The sequence below is a fragment of the Thalassospira sp. SM2505 genome (assembly GCF_054901115.1).
Map to the genome: position 1 here is coordinate 3,946,319 of NZ_CM142731.1, position 15,707 is coordinate 3,962,025.

At 55.4% G+C, this 15,707-nt stretch carries 15 protein-coding genes; 8 read left to right on the top strand and 7 right to left on the bottom strand.

Annotation, left to right across the window (positions count from 1 at the left end; translation table 11 throughout):
* Nucleotides 1–67 precede the first annotated feature (67 nt).
* The 3 genes from rpsD to cimA form a co-directional block, all read right to left on the bottom strand.
* A complete protein-coding gene (gene rpsD, locus ACTU44_RS18545; RefSeq protein WP_114098997.1) occupies nt 68–685 on the bottom strand; it encodes a 30S ribosomal protein S4 in 618 nt (205 codons plus the stop codon).
* Between the two features lie 293 nt (nt 686–978).
* Nucleotides 979–1,761 carry an RNA methyltransferase gene (locus ACTU44_RS18550; RefSeq protein ID WP_114098996.1) on the bottom strand — a complete coding sequence of 261 codons (783 nt, stop codon included), beginning with the start codon at nt 1,759–1,761 and terminating at the stop codon, nt 979–981.
* A 210-nt stretch (nt 1,762–1,971) separates the two neighbouring features.
* On the bottom strand, nt 1,972–3,585 hold the full coding sequence (gene cimA, locus ACTU44_RS18555; RefSeq protein ID WP_462096091.1) for a citramalate synthase: 1,614 nt from the start codon (nt 3,583–3,585) through the stop codon (nt 1,972–1,974).
* Nucleotides 3,586–3,894: 309 nt separating this feature from the next.
* On the opposite strand from cimA, the gene ACTU44_RS18560 reads away from it, so the two are divergent.
* Nucleotides 3,895–4,155 (top strand): hypothetical protein, encoded by a 261-nt coding sequence (locus tag ACTU44_RS18560; RefSeq protein ID WP_114098994.1) that lies wholly within the window; start codon nt 3,895–3,897, stop codon nt 4,153–4,155.
* Between the two features lie 180 nt (nt 4,156–4,335).
* Entirely contained in the window at nt 4,336–5,031 is a 696-nt protein-coding gene (locus ACTU44_RS18565; protein WP_114098993.1) for a DsbA family oxidoreductase, read from the top strand.
* A gap of 116 nt (nt 5,032–5,147) precedes the next feature.
* Here ACTU44_RS18565 and ACTU44_RS18570 read toward each other — a convergent pair whose 3' ends face one another.
* From ACTU44_RS18570 to ACTU44_RS18580, 3 genes are read right to left on the bottom strand one after another with little or no spacing between them, the layout of a single operon-like run.
* Nucleotides 5,148–5,453, bottom strand: coding sequence for an antibiotic biosynthesis monooxygenase (locus ACTU44_RS18570; protein WP_114098992.1), 306 nt, complete (start codon nt 5,451–5,453; stop codon nt 5,148–5,150).
* A gap of 47 nt (nt 5,454–5,500) precedes the next feature.
* A complete protein-coding gene (lsrK, locus tag ACTU44_RS18575) occupies nt 5,501–7,066 on the bottom strand; it encodes an autoinducer-2 kinase (protein ID WP_114098991.1) in 1,566 nt (521 codons plus the stop codon).
* A gap of 3 nt (nt 7,067–7,069) precedes the next feature.
* Entirely contained in the window at nt 7,070–8,014 is a 945-nt protein-coding gene (locus tag ACTU44_RS18580) for a sugar-binding transcriptional regulator (protein WP_114098990.1), read from the bottom strand.
* Between the two features lie 235 nt (nt 8,015–8,249).
* On the opposite strand from ACTU44_RS18580, the gene lsrA reads away from it, so the two are divergent.
* The 6 genes from lsrA (at nt 8,250) to ACTU44_RS18610 (ending at nt 14,986) form a co-directional block, all read left to right on the top strand.
* Nucleotides 8,250–9,755, top strand: coding sequence for an autoinducer 2 ABC transporter ATP-binding protein LsrA (lsrA, locus tag ACTU44_RS18585; RefSeq protein WP_114098988.1), 1,506 nt, complete (start codon nt 8,250–8,252; stop codon nt 9,753–9,755).
* Nucleotides 9,748–10,797 (top strand): autoinducer 2 ABC transporter permease LsrC, encoded by a 1,050-nt coding sequence (gene lsrC / locus ACTU44_RS18590; RefSeq protein WP_114098987.1) that lies wholly within the window; start codon nt 9,748–9,750, stop codon nt 10,795–10,797. Before lsrA ends, lsrC begins: the two co-directional genes overlap by 8 nt.
* Nucleotides 10,797–11,798, top strand: a complete 1,002-nt coding sequence (locus tag ACTU44_RS18595) for an ABC transporter permease subunit (RefSeq protein ID WP_114098986.1) — start codon at nt 10,797–10,799, stop codon at nt 11,796–11,798. The genes lsrC and ACTU44_RS18595 overlap by 1 nt, the downstream gene beginning before the upstream one ends.
* Before the next feature lie 11 nt (nt 11,799–11,809).
* The gene (lsrB, locus tag ACTU44_RS18600) at nt 11,810–12,835 is read left to right on the top strand and encodes an autoinducer 2 ABC transporter substrate-binding protein LsrB (RefSeq protein ID WP_114098985.1); all 1,026 of its coding nucleotides are present in this window, start codon (nt 11,810–11,812) and stop codon (nt 12,833–12,835) included.
* An 89-nt stretch (nt 12,836–12,924) separates the two neighbouring features.
* A complete protein-coding gene (locus ACTU44_RS18605; RefSeq protein WP_114098984.1) occupies nt 12,925–14,172 on the top strand; it encodes a class II aldolase/adducin family protein in 1,248 nt (415 codons plus the stop codon).
* A 157-nt stretch (nt 14,173–14,329) separates the two neighbouring features.
* Nucleotides 14,330–14,986, top strand: coding sequence for a LysE family translocator (locus tag ACTU44_RS18610; protein ID WP_336082204.1), 657 nt, complete (start codon nt 14,330–14,332; stop codon nt 14,984–14,986).
* Here ACTU44_RS18610 and ACTU44_RS18615 read toward each other — a convergent pair.
* Complete coding sequence (locus tag ACTU44_RS18615) at nt 14,976–15,701, bottom strand: DUF6064 family protein (RefSeq protein WP_114098982.1); 726 nt, start codon at nt 15,699–15,701, stop codon at nt 14,976–14,978. The two genes, ACTU44_RS18610 and ACTU44_RS18615, sit on opposite strands and share 11 nt — an antisense overlap.
* Between the last annotated feature and the right edge of the window lie 6 nt (nt 15,702–15,707).

The following is a 15,707-nucleotide window of genomic DNA, read 5'->3' on the forward strand; positions in this document are numbered from 1 at the left end:
CCAAACAAAAACGCCCGCTGTTTCCAGCGGGCGTCTTCGTATCGTTTCGTCGCGAAATCCGTAAGGATTAACGCGAGTAGAATTCGACGACCAGGTTCGGCTGCATCTGAACCGGGTACGGAATTTCTGCGAATTTCGGAACGCGAACGAAGGTACCTTTGAAGGCTTTCGCATCAACGTCGAGATATTCCGGAACGTCACGTTCTGCCAGGTTGGCTGCTTCCATAACCATCGGGATTTCGCGCGAAGCGGATTTCACTTCGACAACGTCACCTTCTTTAACAAGGTAAGACGGAATGGTTACTTTCTTGCCGTTAACAAGAATGTGGCCGTGGTTAACGAACTGACGTGCAGCAAACACGGTCGGAACGAATTTCATGCGGTAGATAACCGCGTCGAGGCGCTGCTCAAGGATACCAACGAGGGTTTCCGAGGTGTCACCCGGACGACGCGATGCTTCTTTGAAGTAACGCAGGAACTGTTTTTCGGAGATGGAACCGTAGTAGCCTTTAAGCTGCTGTTTAGCGAACAGCTGGGTACCATAGTCGGTCGGCTTCTTACGACGGGTTGCGCCATGCATACCCGGTGCGTATTCGCGCTTGTTCAGCGGCGACTTTGCACGACCCCAAAGGTTAACACCAAGGCGGCGGTCAATCTTATGCTTTGCAGCAATACGTTTCGACATTTTGTAACTCTCTTTTTTTAAAGATCACTTTATTGTCCCGATAGTTTCCATGTGCCGGTATTCGGACATACGGAACGGGGACGAAAACACCTGTTTCGACCCGCTTTCTCGGAAGTGAGGCGCAATATAGAGATGATTGACCAAGAGTCAAACATTAATCGCCCGCCTGACAATGCATGCAAGCCCTGCATTTCTGCCGCATCGGATGCGATAGCGGTCAAAGCAAACCGCCCCTTTGCCAAACCCGGCGGCGATCCCCCGACAACCTACTGGACAATATCGGGTTTGCAGGATCAATCCTTGGCTTTGAACTTGCCGCCGCGCATCGCAACGATCATGCCGCGCAATGTCTGGACTTCCTGATGGGTCAGGTTCGCACGGTTAAAGATGTTGCGGATATTCCGTTCCATGTTCGGACGCTTTTCCTCGACCCGGAAGAAACCCGATGCATCAAGCTCGGTCTCAAGATGAACAAACAGGCGTTCCATATCATCCTTGGTCGCCGGGAAGGTATCGTTCATCATCATCTGATAATCGGGCACATCGACGCCAGCCTGCCACCATTCATACCCGATCAGCAGAACCGCCTGCGCCAGATTAAGCGACGTGAAACCGGGATTAAGCGGCACGGTCACAACCGCATCGCCCATCGCAATATGTTCATTGCGCACACCGGTCCGTTCCGGACCGAACATCACACCAACCTTTTCACCACGCCCGATCACGGTGCGCATTTCCGGTGCCAGACCCTTGGGGGTAAAGACCGGTTTGATCGCATCACGGGTGCGGGCCGTGGTCACATAAACGCGGTTGAGATCGGCAAGGGCATCTTCCTCGCGCTCGAACACCCGGGTGTTATCAATCACGATATCGGCACCCGATGCATTGGCCGTCGCCCGTTCATTGGGCCAGCCATCGCGCGGTCGCACCAGACGCAGATCGACCAGACCACAGTTCAACATCGCCCGCGCAGCCTTGCCGATATTGTCGCCAAGCTGCGGTTCAATCAGAATGATTACGGGCGGATTGGCAATGCCCCCAGTTTCGGGTTTGGCACTCCCTACGGCGTCGCTCATCGGGTCAGATCTCCGGTCGTCAAATGCGGGTTGGTGACGGATATTTCCGTCAATATTGGCGCTTACTTAGCAAAAGCCAACCATTCGCGCCAGTCTCGATGACGGCAAGTTGCGATCACATTGCTCCACGGCATCCATCCCCCGCCCCAAATACAAACGACCGGGCAGAGACTGCCCGGTCGCATGATGCAGCGTTCAAAGGCGTCGGGTTTAGCCGTGCTGGCTGCGTACGCTGGATTTGAACAGCTTATAGGTAATGGAATCGCGAAGCGCGTTATAGGACGCCTCGATAATGTTGGTCGAAACACCAACCGTCGACCAGCTATTGCCATCCTTGTCGCGGCTTTCGATCATGACGCGGGTCACCGCGCGCGTGCCATCGCCACGGGTTATGATGCGGACCTTATAATCGATCAGTTCGATCTGCTCGACCGCTTCGCGATATTCCGGCACCGTTACCAGAACCTTGCGCAAGGCGGCATCAAGGGCGTTGACCGGACCGTTACCTTCGGCGACCGACATGAACTGGTCTTCGCCGACCACGACCTTGACGGTGGCTTCGGACATGGTGATGACCTGCTCGTCCTGCTCATCAACCCAGCGACGTTCGTCAATCACGCGGAACGATGTCACACGGAAATAACGATCAAGCTCGCCCATCGCCTTGCGGGCCAGAAGTTCAAAGCTGGCTTCGGCCCCGTCATAGGCATAACCGTCAAACTCGCGCTGCTTGACGGTTTCAACCAGCTTGCCAATCGCTTCGGATTTTGGATCGACCTCGACACCGATTTCACGGAAACGGGCCAGAATATTCGAACGCCCCGCCTGATCGGACACAAGGATATGGCGCTGGTTCCCGACCAGTTCCGGTTCGACATGCTCGTAACAAGCCGGGTTCTTTTCCACAGCAGATACATGAAGCCCGCCCTTATGCGCAAAGGCACTGTCACCGACATAGGCTGCCTGACGCAACGGTTCGCGGTTCAGGCGCTCGTCAAGAACATGCGAAATCCGGCGCAAATGGGTCAGTTGTTCATGCGAGATACCAACATCATATCCCATCTTGAGCATCAGGGTCGGAATGATCGAAATCAGGTTGGCATTGCCGCAACGCTCGCCCAGACCATTCAGCGTGCCCTGCACCTGTCGCGCCCCCGCACGCACCGCCGCAAGCGAGTTCGCGACCGCGTTTTCCGTATCATTATGGCAATGAATGCCAACGTTGCCGCCCGGAATGACTGAGCAAACATCGGTCACGATGTCAAAAATCTCGTCCGGCAGCGTGCCACCATTGGTGTCACACAAAACCACCCAGCGCGCACCGGCTTCATAGGCCGACTTGATCGCCGAAAGCGCGTAGTCCCGGTTGGCTTTATAGCCATCAAAGAAATGCTCGGCATCGAACATGACTTCGGAAACTTGTGATTTCAGATGGGCAATGGATTCCGAAATCATCGCCAGATTTTCATCAAGCTCGATCCCCAGTGCCTCGGTGACCTGAAAGTCCCAGCTTTTGCCCACCATACAAACGATCGGCGCATTCTGCGCGAGGCTTGCCAGCCCCGGATCATTTGATGCCGAACGGCCGGCACGACGCGTCATGCCAAAAGCGGTCAGTTTGGAATTCTTAAGCTTGGGCGGATTGGCAAAGAATGCATCATCGGTCGGATTTGCCCCCGGCCAACCACCTTCAATATAGTCAATCGACAATTCGTCCAGTGCCTTGGCAATCGCGGTCTTGTCCGCGGCCGAAAAATCCACGCCCTGGGTCTGCTGCCCGTCGCGCAAGGTACTGTCATAGAGATAGACGCGCTTGTCTGACATATTCATTCCAACTGATCGAATTCTCTTTCCGGGTGGCCTTGCTTTCCCTTACGGATCGGCTCTTTCCGGTAAACGGGTCTGGCAAATTGCCGCAAAACACCCCTCAGCGCAACAGCATTACGCAAATCAGGCTGCTCGGGACGTTTTCCACCCTATCCCACCCTGCACCCACCTTAAGAATAGCTCACCTGTCCCCTTGAATGGTTGTAACCCCCACCTTTCAATGCTTAACTCTACCATACATTGTAAAGCCTGCGGATACTGCGCCGCAGTTTGAAGCACACCCTCCGCGGTCTAGGGACATCGACGATGGCATATGAAGCCACCTCCAGCGTTGATATAATGATGCTTGCCGGTCTGACCTGGCAACGCACAGGCAAGAATTGCTGGACGGCATCAGACAGGTTCGCCCATTACACCATTTTCCGCGACATCGACGAACGCTGGTACGGCGAATGGGAACGTGACGGCGAACGTATGCGTGCTGACTGGTCTTGCCCGATCCTTGAAACATTCGCAGAATATATGGTCGACAATGCCCGGCGCAGTCCGACAGATGGACCAAGCTGAAACCCGGCTCCCGTTTTCCGCATTCCGATTTCCGATATGACCTTCCGATGCCTTGTGCCCGGCATTCGTAAAGATGTGCACCAGCCTCTTTCGCATAAAGCTTTGCGATCTGTTCTTGCGTTTGGCCCCATACCTATTATGTGATGGGCAGTATCGAATTACATAACGCAAGGCTTACCAATGACGAACGCCATTCCCATGCAGATCGACATCGTTTCGGACGTTGTCTGCCCCTGGTGCATTATCGGGTATAAGAACCTTGAAGATGCCATCAGCCGTCTTGATGGCGAGATCGATGTTAAACTGCGCTGGCATCCGTTCGAACTGAACCGTGACATGCCGCCAGAAGGTCAGGACCTCGCCGAGCACCTCAAGGAAAAATACGGTCTTACTGCTGACCAGAGTGCGGACAATCGCGCACGCATTACCATGATGGCCGAAAATGTCGGTTTCCCGATCCATTTCAGCTCGGACAGCCGCATCTACAACACCTTTGATGCCCACCGCCTGCTCTATTGGGCTGGCAAGGAAGGCGCATACGGCCAGCAAACCGCGCTTAAGCTTAATCTGTTTGCGGCCTATTTCCAGGGTGGGGACAATATGTCTGATCACGGTGTTCTCACACGTGCGGTCGAGGACGTCGGACTGTCGCCGGAACGTGCGGCGGAAATTCTTGCCAGCGATGAATTCGCCAGGGAAGTCCGCGCCGAGGAAGACGAATTCGGCGAAGCAGGCATCAGCTCGGTTCCGACCTATGTCATTAACGGCAAATTCGCCATTTCCGGCGGCCATCCACCAGAGGTCTTTGAACAGGCCCTCTCCGAGATCGCCCGACAGGGTGACGAAATTCTGGCCGAGGCCGAAAGCGAAGCCTGATCAACCCGGTCAAACCGGATCTATAGATATAATATAAAGCAAAGCCCCGGCATTATACCGGGGCTTTGTTATATCTTCGGACGCTGACAGACCGCCCGAAAGACGGACTGATTACCTCAGGAAAGGTAATCGGCCATTTCCGCGTTGAAATAGGTTTTCGTGCGCGGGCCGGTGATGATCGGGTCGATGCGACGCACACATTCCTTGTAATGTTCGGTCTGGCGATGCGCCTGAAAAGCATCTTCGGAACTGAAAACTTCGTAAATCATGAACTTATGTTCATTTTCCGGGTCGCGCAGCACATCAAAACGCAGGTTGCCCTCTTCGTTTTTGCGCGTTCCTTCATAGTTGATCCGGAATGCCTCGATGAATTCATCGACATGTCCCGGTTTGACTTCAATATGCACCATTTGTACGAGCATGATTTATCCTTTTTGATTAATTCACTTCGATCAATTTTCTTGCCAGGTCAGATGCCCGGCGCTTTCCACATGGAGGTCGTAACCCCCTGATCGACCAATTGGCGCTGCGCGGCATAGGCCTGCGCCCAGCGTTCACCCAATGCGTCGTAATCGGCTTTGACCTTGTCGTTGGGCTCGAACGTATTCTCCCACCGCACCCATTCACGCCCAAGAGCGGCAAGATCATGATGCAAACCGCCACCAACAGCCGCGGCTGCGGCACAACCAAGTGCGGTTGCTTCCTTGATCACCGGTGTTGCAACCGGAATACCGGTCACATCGGCCAGCATTTGCGACCAGTGCGGGCTTTTTGCCGCACCTGCAGCGAACACGATCTGCTCCGGACGTTTACCACTAAGCGCAAAGATCGCTTCCAGGTTCCGCGCGGCCACGATGCAGGCATTTTCCTGCAAGGCACGGAACAAGACGGCCTTACCGGATTTTTCCGGATCAATGCTGAGATTAAGGAAAGACGGGGCGGCGTGATACCAGCTGCCATAGCGCATCACATCGGAGAAAATCGGAATAACCCCGTGCGCGCCAAGCGGCACATTCTTTGACTGGTTTTCCAGCAGGGTATAGGCCTTGCCGGGATCATCGACCTGCGCAAGTTCTGCTTGCCCGAAGGCATCACGGAACCAGCGCATCACAGCCCCGACAAAGAAGCTGATCGCCTCGGCCTGATTAAGGCCGGTGATCACGTGCGGATTGATGCGCAAATTCATCGACGGGTCGGTCAGGTTCTGATCGACATTGACGATCTGCTGCCAGAACGTTCCGCCCAGAACCGCGCAATCCCCGATCCCGGTGACACCAAGACCAGCCGTACCCAACTGGCAATCACCACCCCCGACAACAACGGCGGTTTTGGTCGACAAGCCGGTTTCTGCGGCGGCCTTTGCAGTGACATGACCAACAGCCGTTCCGGTTTCACATGCTTGCGGGAAGATATCATCACGCAGACCAACCGCACGCATGGCCTCGGGCAACCAGTTGCGTTCCTTCAATCCGAAAATACCGGTAGTCCCGGCATTGGACGGATCAGATGCGATTACCCCCGAAAGACGGGCAACCACCCAGTCCGAGAGCATCGCAATGCGATCAATCTTTTCATAGATGTCTGGCATCTGCTGACGGATCCAGAGAAGCCGTGGCAAGGCGCCCAGCGCAAAGGTCTGCCCGGTCTTGCCGTAAAGGTCTTCCTCGACACCCGGGAAGCTTTCCTTAAGCTCGCGCACCTGATCAACGGCACGACCGTCAACATTGGCACACGCCCAGATTTCCTTGCCATCCGCATCAAAGGCAACAATCGCCTCGCGCATGGAAGTCGCACTGACGGCGGCAATTTCGTCACCTGAAACACCGGCTTCGGACAGCGCACCGGCAATGCAGTCGCAAATCAGTTTCCAGTTGCCCTCAACATCAAAATCCATTGAACCGGGGAAACGCGGGTCTTCCTTATGCCACCACTCACGCTGGCATGCGCCAAGCTGATGACCATCGCGATTAAACACAACTGCCCGACCGCTGCCTGTTCCGGCATCGACCGCAAGCAGGTAATCTCCTGCTGACATTGCCTAGACTTCCTCCAACAATTTTTCTGCCGTTTTTTCATCCGTTATCAGGATGTCGACATATTTTCCTTTAAGGGCGGCACGGATCGCGCGCACCTTGCCATCGCCACCCGCCGCAGCGATGACGTTCTTTGATTTATTCAGGGATTCAAGACGTGCCCCGATCACACGCTGATGCAGCGACAGATCAAGCACATCGCCATTATCATCAAAGAACTGACACAGGATGTCGCCCACCGCACCCTTGCGGCGCAGCGGCTCGACCTCGGCCGGGGTGACATAGCCACTGCGGACCACGGTCGACTCGTTATTCAATTCGCCGATACCGACAAGCTGATAGGCAGCATTCATCGCCATCTCGAGAACGTTGGAAATGCCCGGCTCACCCATCAGGGCCCGGGCGACCGAATCCTCGGAAACCACAAGCGGTGCCGGTAACAGATGGACACTGCTGCCCCAGTTCGCGGTGCGCATCCCGTCAACATAGGTCGCAACCCCGCCGGTCAAACTGACCAGCGATACATTGCGTTCATTGGCCATATGCCCGATGCGCTGAATGGTGTGACTGACCGTCGCCCCCCAACCCACAGCAAGAAGATCGTCGTTCCCCAGACGCTGCATCAGAAACTGCGCAGCCGCCTGACCAAGACGCTCGTTCAGATCACCGTTTTCCAGATTCGGCACAACACGTACTTCGCGAAGGCCCCAGGCATCCAAAAGACGCTGTTCATGTTCAAGACAGCCCTGATACCGGGAATTGATCCGCACCTGAATGATGCCGGTTCGTCGACCGCTTTCGAGCAGACGGGAAACCTTGATACGCGAAAGACCAAGCTTGTCGCCGATTTCGCCCTGGGTCATGCCATCGTTATAGTAGTACCACGCAATACGGGTTAGAGTTTCCTCCTCCGCATCCGCATAACTCCAGTCGCTTCCGTCCGACGCCATATTTCCAGTCCCTGAAATTCTGTTTTGATGTTCATTTGATTATTCATGAAACAAATGATCACGTCAACAGCTGTGCGCACGACATGGAATTGCATAAAAACTTTCCGCATCGCAGCACATTTTCGCTCAATATCCTTGGATATCAGCGAAATCATCAAAAAATCATGCTTGTTGACGAATTTGGAATCATGTGATCAAATGTTTTTCATAAAAACAAATGAACAGGCTCCTAGGGATGGAACAGAATACAACATCCCGGATCGCAGTCCGTGTTGCCGACATATGGAAATCCTATGGCGGAACACCGGTTCTCAAGGGGATCAATATCGAACTGCTAGCCGGGCAGGTTCACGCTCTTCTGGGCGGGAACGGCGCGGGTAAATCCACCTTGATGAAAACCATCGCCGGTCTGGTTGATGCTGACCAGGGAACGGTCGAAATCAATGAACAGCTTCTGGGCAAGGCATCTCCATCTGCCGCACAGGCGCTTGGTCTCTATCTTGTCCCGCAGGAAGCTCACATCCTTCCTAACCAGTCCGTGCTGGAAAATATCTGTCTTGGTCTCAAGGCCAAACCGCGCGCCCTGCGCGCCGAGGCAGAAGCCCTGCTGCGCGATCTTGCGGTTTCGCTTGATCTTGATGCGCAGGCCGCAACACTTGAAATTGCCGACCGCCAGATTGTCGAAATCATGCGCGGCCTGATTCGCAAGGCCAGTGTCCTTATTCTTGATGAACCGACATCGGCCCTGACCCCGCACGAGGCAAACGCCCTGTTTGACCGCGTCCGTCAGCTCAGAGCACAGGGTGTTGGCATCTTCTTTATCTCGCACAAGCTCCGCGAGATTCGCGAAATTTGCAGCGTGATCAGCGTTTTGCGCGATGGTGCAATTGTTCTATCCGGCCCGCTTAGCGAATATGACGACAATCAGATCGTCGAAGCCATGACCAAAACCGTGCAATCGGCCCAACCGGTTGCACGTGCGGCCAACGATATTGATTTCGGCACACGCGATGTGGTTCTGGAAATTGACCGCTTCAGTGGCGAAGGTTTCCGCGACATTTCGTTTAATGTTCGGGCGGGCGAGATTGTCGGCCTTGCCGGTGTTGTCGGTGCCGGTCGGTCTGAGCTTGCAGAAACCCTGTTTGGTTTGCGTCCGGCACGCGGCGGCAACCTCAATCTTCTGGGCACCCCGCTGACCAAACGTTCGCCGCGTGACTGTGTCGATGCCGGTCTGGTCTATCTGCCCGAGGACCGTCAGCAAAACGGACTGTTCCTTGAGGCATCCCTTGCATGGAACATGTCTGGCTACACCATGCATCGTCTGGGTTTCTTCCCGAAACGCAAGGACGAGACATCTGCCTTTGACGCATTCCGTCAAAGCCTTGGCATCAAATGCGAGGGCGAAGGACAACAGGCCGGTCGTCTTTCCGGCGGGAACCAGCAAAAGGTCCTGCTGGCGAAATGTCTGGCCGCTGACCCACGGGTTTTGATCCTTGATGAACCTACCCGTGGTGTTGACGTTGCCGCCCGCAACGACATTTACCGTCTTATTCGTGAACTGGCTGCCAAGGGATTAGGCGTTGTTCTGATTTCGTCTGACTTTGACGAGATCGAACAACTTGCCGACCGGGTTGTCGTCATGGCGCATGGCCTTCAATGCGGCGCACTTGAACACGACGCCGTAACGGTTGATGCCATCGCCCATCTTGCCTTCGAGTCCGGGAGCCACACCGATGCTTGATTTCTTCGCACGCAATCGCGTGGCGACCCTGTGCGCGGTCACCATTCTTGCCTTTCTTCTGATCGGGGCTGCGGCACCGGGTTATCTGTCGCTGTCGACCGCATCGGTTGTCATGTCCAACAGCCTTGTTCTGATGTCGGTTGCACTGGGCACCATGCTGGTGATCCTGACCCGCAACATCGATGTTTCAAGCGGTTCTGTTCTCGGGCTGAGCGCCGTCGTCCTTGGCATGATGCTTAATGACGGGCACAGTCTTGGGCTTGCCATTGCCGCCTGCCTTTTGACCGGTGCCATTGCCGGGCTGATCAATGGCCTGCTTGTCACCATGCTCAATGTGCCATCAATCATCGCGACCCTTGGCACACTTGGCCTGTTCCGCGGCGTCATGCTGATCATGACCGGCGGCAACTGGATCGAGGAACTTCCCCTGTCGCTTAAGGCCTTGGCCGATAATGGCTCCGTCGGATTCTCGGTTCTGACCGTCATTGTCATTGCTTCCCTGATCGTGGTCGGGCTGTTTGTTCGCCAAACCCGTTTTGGACGCTATTTCTATGCCGTGGGCGATAACCGCGAAGCGGCCCGTCACCTTGGCATTCCGGTCAAGCTTGTTCAGATCGCAGCCTTTGTTGCCGCCGGTGTGTTGGCATCCGTTGCGGGCATGATCTTTGCCGCGCAGATCGGCTTCATCCCCAATCAGGCTGGCAACGGGCTTGAGCTCAAGGCGATTGCAGCAAACGTTCTGGGTGGCGTCAGCCTTTTGGGCGGAAGCGGAACAGTTCCGGGCATCTTCGTTGGCGTCATTTTCCTGACCTCGATCGACAGTGCGCTGGTGTTCCTTAAAATCCCGGCCTTCTGGAACGATTTCATTGCCGGTGCCGTGTTGCTTCTGGTGCTGCTGCTTGATGGCCGTGTTCGCATGGCTGTTGATCGCGCCATCCGCGCCAAACGCTATGCGGTCCATCATCACAATCACTCCGATCAATCTGCTGCACCGGGTTCGGATGTCCTGCCTAAAACCCGCATTCAGGAGGCTGGCAAATAATGAAACGTTATCTTCTGCGTTGGGAAACGGCCCTTCTGGCCATGCTGGTCGCCGAATTTGCGATCTTTGGCATGATCAATCCGCGCTTCCTTAATCTTTCGAACCTGCTTTACAGCACCAGTGACTTTGCCCAGATCGGGATCGTCGCCCTGCCACTGACCATTGTCATTATCGCTGGCGGGATCGATGTATCCTTTGCGTCTGCGGTTGGCCTTTGCGCCATTGTCTTTGGCATCGCAAACTTTTTTGGCATGCCTCTGCCGGTATCGATGCTGGCATCCCTGGCCGCCGGTGCCATGGCAGGCCTTTTCAATGCCACGGTCATTCATGTCTCACGCATTCAGCCGCTTGTCGTCACCCTTGGCAGTTTGTATCTGTTTGGCGGGGCTGCGACCGTGCTTTCGGGCGTGGTCGGTGCCAGCGGTTATGAGGGGATTGGCAATTTCCCCGATGCCTTTACATCCTTTGCCTATTTTGAACTGGGCGGGCTTCCGGCACCGTTCCTTGTTCTGCTGATCGAAGCCGCCATCCTGTTTGTAGTTCTGCATTATTCGCGCTTTGGCCGCTCGGTCTTTATGTGCGGACTAAGCGAACATGCCGCCCGCTATAGCGGCCTTCCGATCAAAACCATTCAGACCATCACCTATGTCATGACCGGCGTCTTTGCCGGGGTCGCGGGCCTTGTTCTGTCATCCTATTTCGGATCGGCACGTGTGGACCTTGGCACCGCAACGCTGTTGCCCGCAATTACCGCAGCAGTCCTTGGTGGTGCGTCAATCTATGGTGGCCAGGGGTCGATCATCGGCACCCTGCTTGCCACCCTTGTCATCGGTTATTTGCAGCAAGGCCTGCAAATGAGCGGTGTCCCCAGTCAGATTTCCAGCGCGCTCTCCGGTGCGTTGCTGGTGGTTGCGGTCGCATTGCGCCATGGAAGCGCCGTGCTGGCCGATTTTGTCGCTGCGCGAATAACGGCGACGAACCGAAAACGCGCAGCATCATAAGGAGGAAAGAAATGTCAGGAAGAACGCTTAAACTGATGACCGCAGCAGCCTTTGCCGGCTCGCTTCTGGCAGCAGCACCGGCTTTTGCCGAAAACCAGATCGCCTTCATTCCGAAACTTGTCGGCGTTGGCTTCTTTACCAGTGGCGGCAATGGCGCGACCACAGCCGGTAAGGAACTGGGCATCGATGTCACCTATGACGGCCCGACCGAACCAAGCGTTTCCGGTCAGGTCCAGTTCGTGAACAACTTCGTGAACCAGGGTTACAATTCGATCATTCTGTCGTCGGTTTCCCCCGATGGCCTGTGCCCGGCCTTGCAGCGCGCCATGAAGCGCGACGTTCTGGTCATGACCTGGGACAGCGACGTGAAACCGGAATGCCGCAGCTACTACATCAACCAGGGTACCCCGGAACAGCTTGGCGGTCTTCTTGTCGATATGGCAAATGACGGCATCAAAAAGGAAAAGGCAAAAGTCGCTTTCTTCTATTCAAGCCCGACCGTGACCGATCAGAATGCATGGGCCAACGCCGCCAAGGCAAAGATCGCAGCCGAACATCCGGAATGGGAAATCGTTACCACCCAGTACGGTTATAACGATGCCCAGAAATCCCTTCAGACTGCCGAAAGCATCCTGAAAGCCTATCCGGATCTTGATGCCATCATCGCACCGGATGCCAATGCTCTTCCGGCTTCTGCACAGGCTGCTGAAAACCTTGATCGCGCTGGCAAGGTTACCATTGTCGGTTTCTCGACCCCGAATGTCATGCGCCCCTATGTCAAACGCGGCACTGTTGAGCGTTTCGGTCTTTGGGACGTTACCGAACAGGGCAAGATTTCGGTCTTTGTTGCCAACCATGTTCTTGATAACGGCCCGATGAATGTTGGCGACAAGCTCGACATTCCGGGTGTTGGTACCGTCGAAGTCTCCCCGAACAGTGTTCAGGGCTATGACTACGAAGCCGACGGTAACGGCATCATCCTGCTGCCGAACCGCACCGTCTTCACCAAAGACAATATCGACAACTTCGATTTCTGATCTTTGGTACCACGGGTACGGCAATCCTGGGGGTTTGCCGTACCCGGATTTGTTTAGAAATTTTTTGATAGAATTACGGATATTGCCCGATGGAGAATCTCTGGAACGATAATGACGCGGCCCGTTATGCCAACGAGGCACGCGCAGCCGGTCAGCCCGAAGCACTTGGTCTGCGTGTTTACACCTCGCGCATCATCGGTCAGGTCGCCGATCTGGTCCTGCATGGCGGTGGCAATACCTCGGTCAAAGTCACCGGTGCGGACGGCGAAGCCATCATGCATGTCAAAGGCAGTGGCTGGGATCTTGAAACCATTGAGGCCCCAGGCCTGCCTGCGGTGAAGCTCGCCCCGCTTCATGCCGCACGCAAAGGCAAAAAGCTGTCTGACCCGGAAATGGTTGCGCTGTTGCGCAGCAACCTGCTTGACTCGTCCGCCCCGAACCCGTCGGTCGAAGCATTGCTGCATGCCTATCTTCCGTTTGATTTCGTCGACCATACCCATTCCACGGCCGTCCTCGCGCTCGCCAACCAGGACCATTCCGAAGAAATCATGCGGGAAATTTACGGGGATCGTCTGGCATTCCTTCCCTATGTCATGCCGGGCTATGATCTGTCGATTGCCGGTGCCGATCTGTTTGACCAGTTCCCCGATTGCGAAGGATTGTGGCTTAAAAACCACGGGCTTTTCACCTTTGGTGATACGGCCAAACAGTCCTATGACCGCATGATTGATTTCGTCACCGATGCCGAAAACTATCTGACTGCCAAGGGCATTGCACTTCCCGGCCCGGAAAGCTCGGACCGGGAAATTGACCCGGCACTTGCAGCCAATCTTGAAACCGTCCTTCGCGCGGATAATTCACCGTTTGCTGGCGGACTTGCCCTTGATTTCCGCAGCACACCGTCGATCCGTCGGTATCTCGAAAACGATGCACTTGAAACCATAGCATTGCGTGGCACGGCAACCCCGGATCACGTCATCCGTATCAAGCCGTTTCCGCTGATCATTGCGGCCAACGCAAATACCGATGACATCGCAGCAGCACTGGCGGATTTCAAAACCCGGTATACGGCCTATTTTGAACGTAATGCCCCGAATGCCAGCGAACCGAAAGTCATGCTGGATGCCTGGCCGCGCATGGTTCTCATCAAGGGTGCCGGTCTGATCGGCCTTGGTGCCAATGACAAGGCCGCACGCATTGCCGGTGACCTTGGCGAACAGACGGCCCGCATCATCAATGCAGCGGAAGAAGTCGGCACATTCCAGCCGATCAATGAGGCCGATCTGTTTGACATGGAATACTGGTCTCTCGAACAGGCCAAGCTGCAGAAAAAATAACTCCCTGTTGTTCCAATGCCTCTAACTCCCCCACTTGGGGCTGGAACGACTGCAAACCACCTCGACCCCTGTCTTTGGCAGGGGTTCTTTTTTGGTTGCTCGACATCGGACACCTGTCGACTTACAGTTACGCGCCACCAAAAAAGGAAATCGCCCCATGCCATCCTTTGCTGAATTCGGGCAATATCTGCCGGGAATCTTATTGTCCTATACCGCACTTCTTGTCGGTCTGATCAGCCCCGGCCCTGCTCTTTTGGGATTGATGGGCGTGTCGCTTGATCAGGGACGCCATGCCGGTCAACGCTTTGCCCTTGGCATCGGAACCGGATCCTTTTCCATCGGGCTTCTGACCCTGACCGGGTTGTCCGCCGTCCTTGCCGCCTATGCCGATGCCATGACGGCCATTCGTATCTTTGGCGGATTATATCTGTTGTGGATGTCCTATCGGGCCTTTCGGACGGCCTTTCGCAAGGCACCTGCCCCCACAGATCAGGCGGAAACCGCACCGTCGCGCCAGATTTCAGGACGCGGTTATTATTTTCGTGGCCTTGCCCTGCATCTGACCAATCCCAAAGCGATCCTGACCTGGATTGCGATCATTTCGATCGGCTTTCATCAAGGGGCGCCGCTTTGGGTCGGTGCCGCCATCGTGATCGGATGCGGCATCCTGTCGACCAGCGTACATCTGCTTTATGCCACCGCCTTTTCGACGGCACCTGCGATCTCGATTTATCGGCGCGCTGCGAACTGGATCAACGGGGTGCTTGGTGTGTTCTTTGCGGTCGTCGGATTGCGGCTTCTGGTTAATCGCTAAGCGATGCGGGGGTGGCACGCTCCGCCTCGGTCAGGCGGCGGGTTGTCACCCCGTTCTTAAGATCAAGCCATCCTGAAAAGATGGTCAGCCAAACCGCAACAAACATCACATAGGCCACCTGCTGATCCATCACCCAAAGGGTCGCACTGGCAAACACACACCAGATCAGTGGCACGGGCAACAATAACCAGCGCCATGTGCCCCGCGCCATCAACACAAATCCCAAAGTGCCAAGTGCGGTCGGATCGGCTGCACTGCCAAACAGCTCTGCCTGTATCAAATCACGTCCCTCGATCAGACCGACGAAGGGATAGATCACAAAGGCCACCACCAGCAACCCGGCCCCGACACAGGACGTCAGATCACCGCGCCAGCCAAACCGCAAAGGCAGGGGACGGGCGGCAAAAACCGCAAGTAGCACCGCCTCGATCACAAAGCCTGGCAGGATATAGGCCACCGCCCAATTGATCGGCTGGTAATATTGCCAAAGAAAGCCATAACCGGCCCAACCCCAGATCAGCGACAGCAACACAAGGATCACCCGGTTGCCGCGATGCCCGTGACGCATGGCCAATCCGGCGGCAACAAGGCCCGCAACAAAGGCCGCAAGAACGGCAATCCACCACACACTATTCATGGTTTCAAACAGCCGGTAATAGACCCGCGGAGAAAACAGCAGAAAATCCGCCAGTCCGTAATCCCACCATTCACTCATGACACC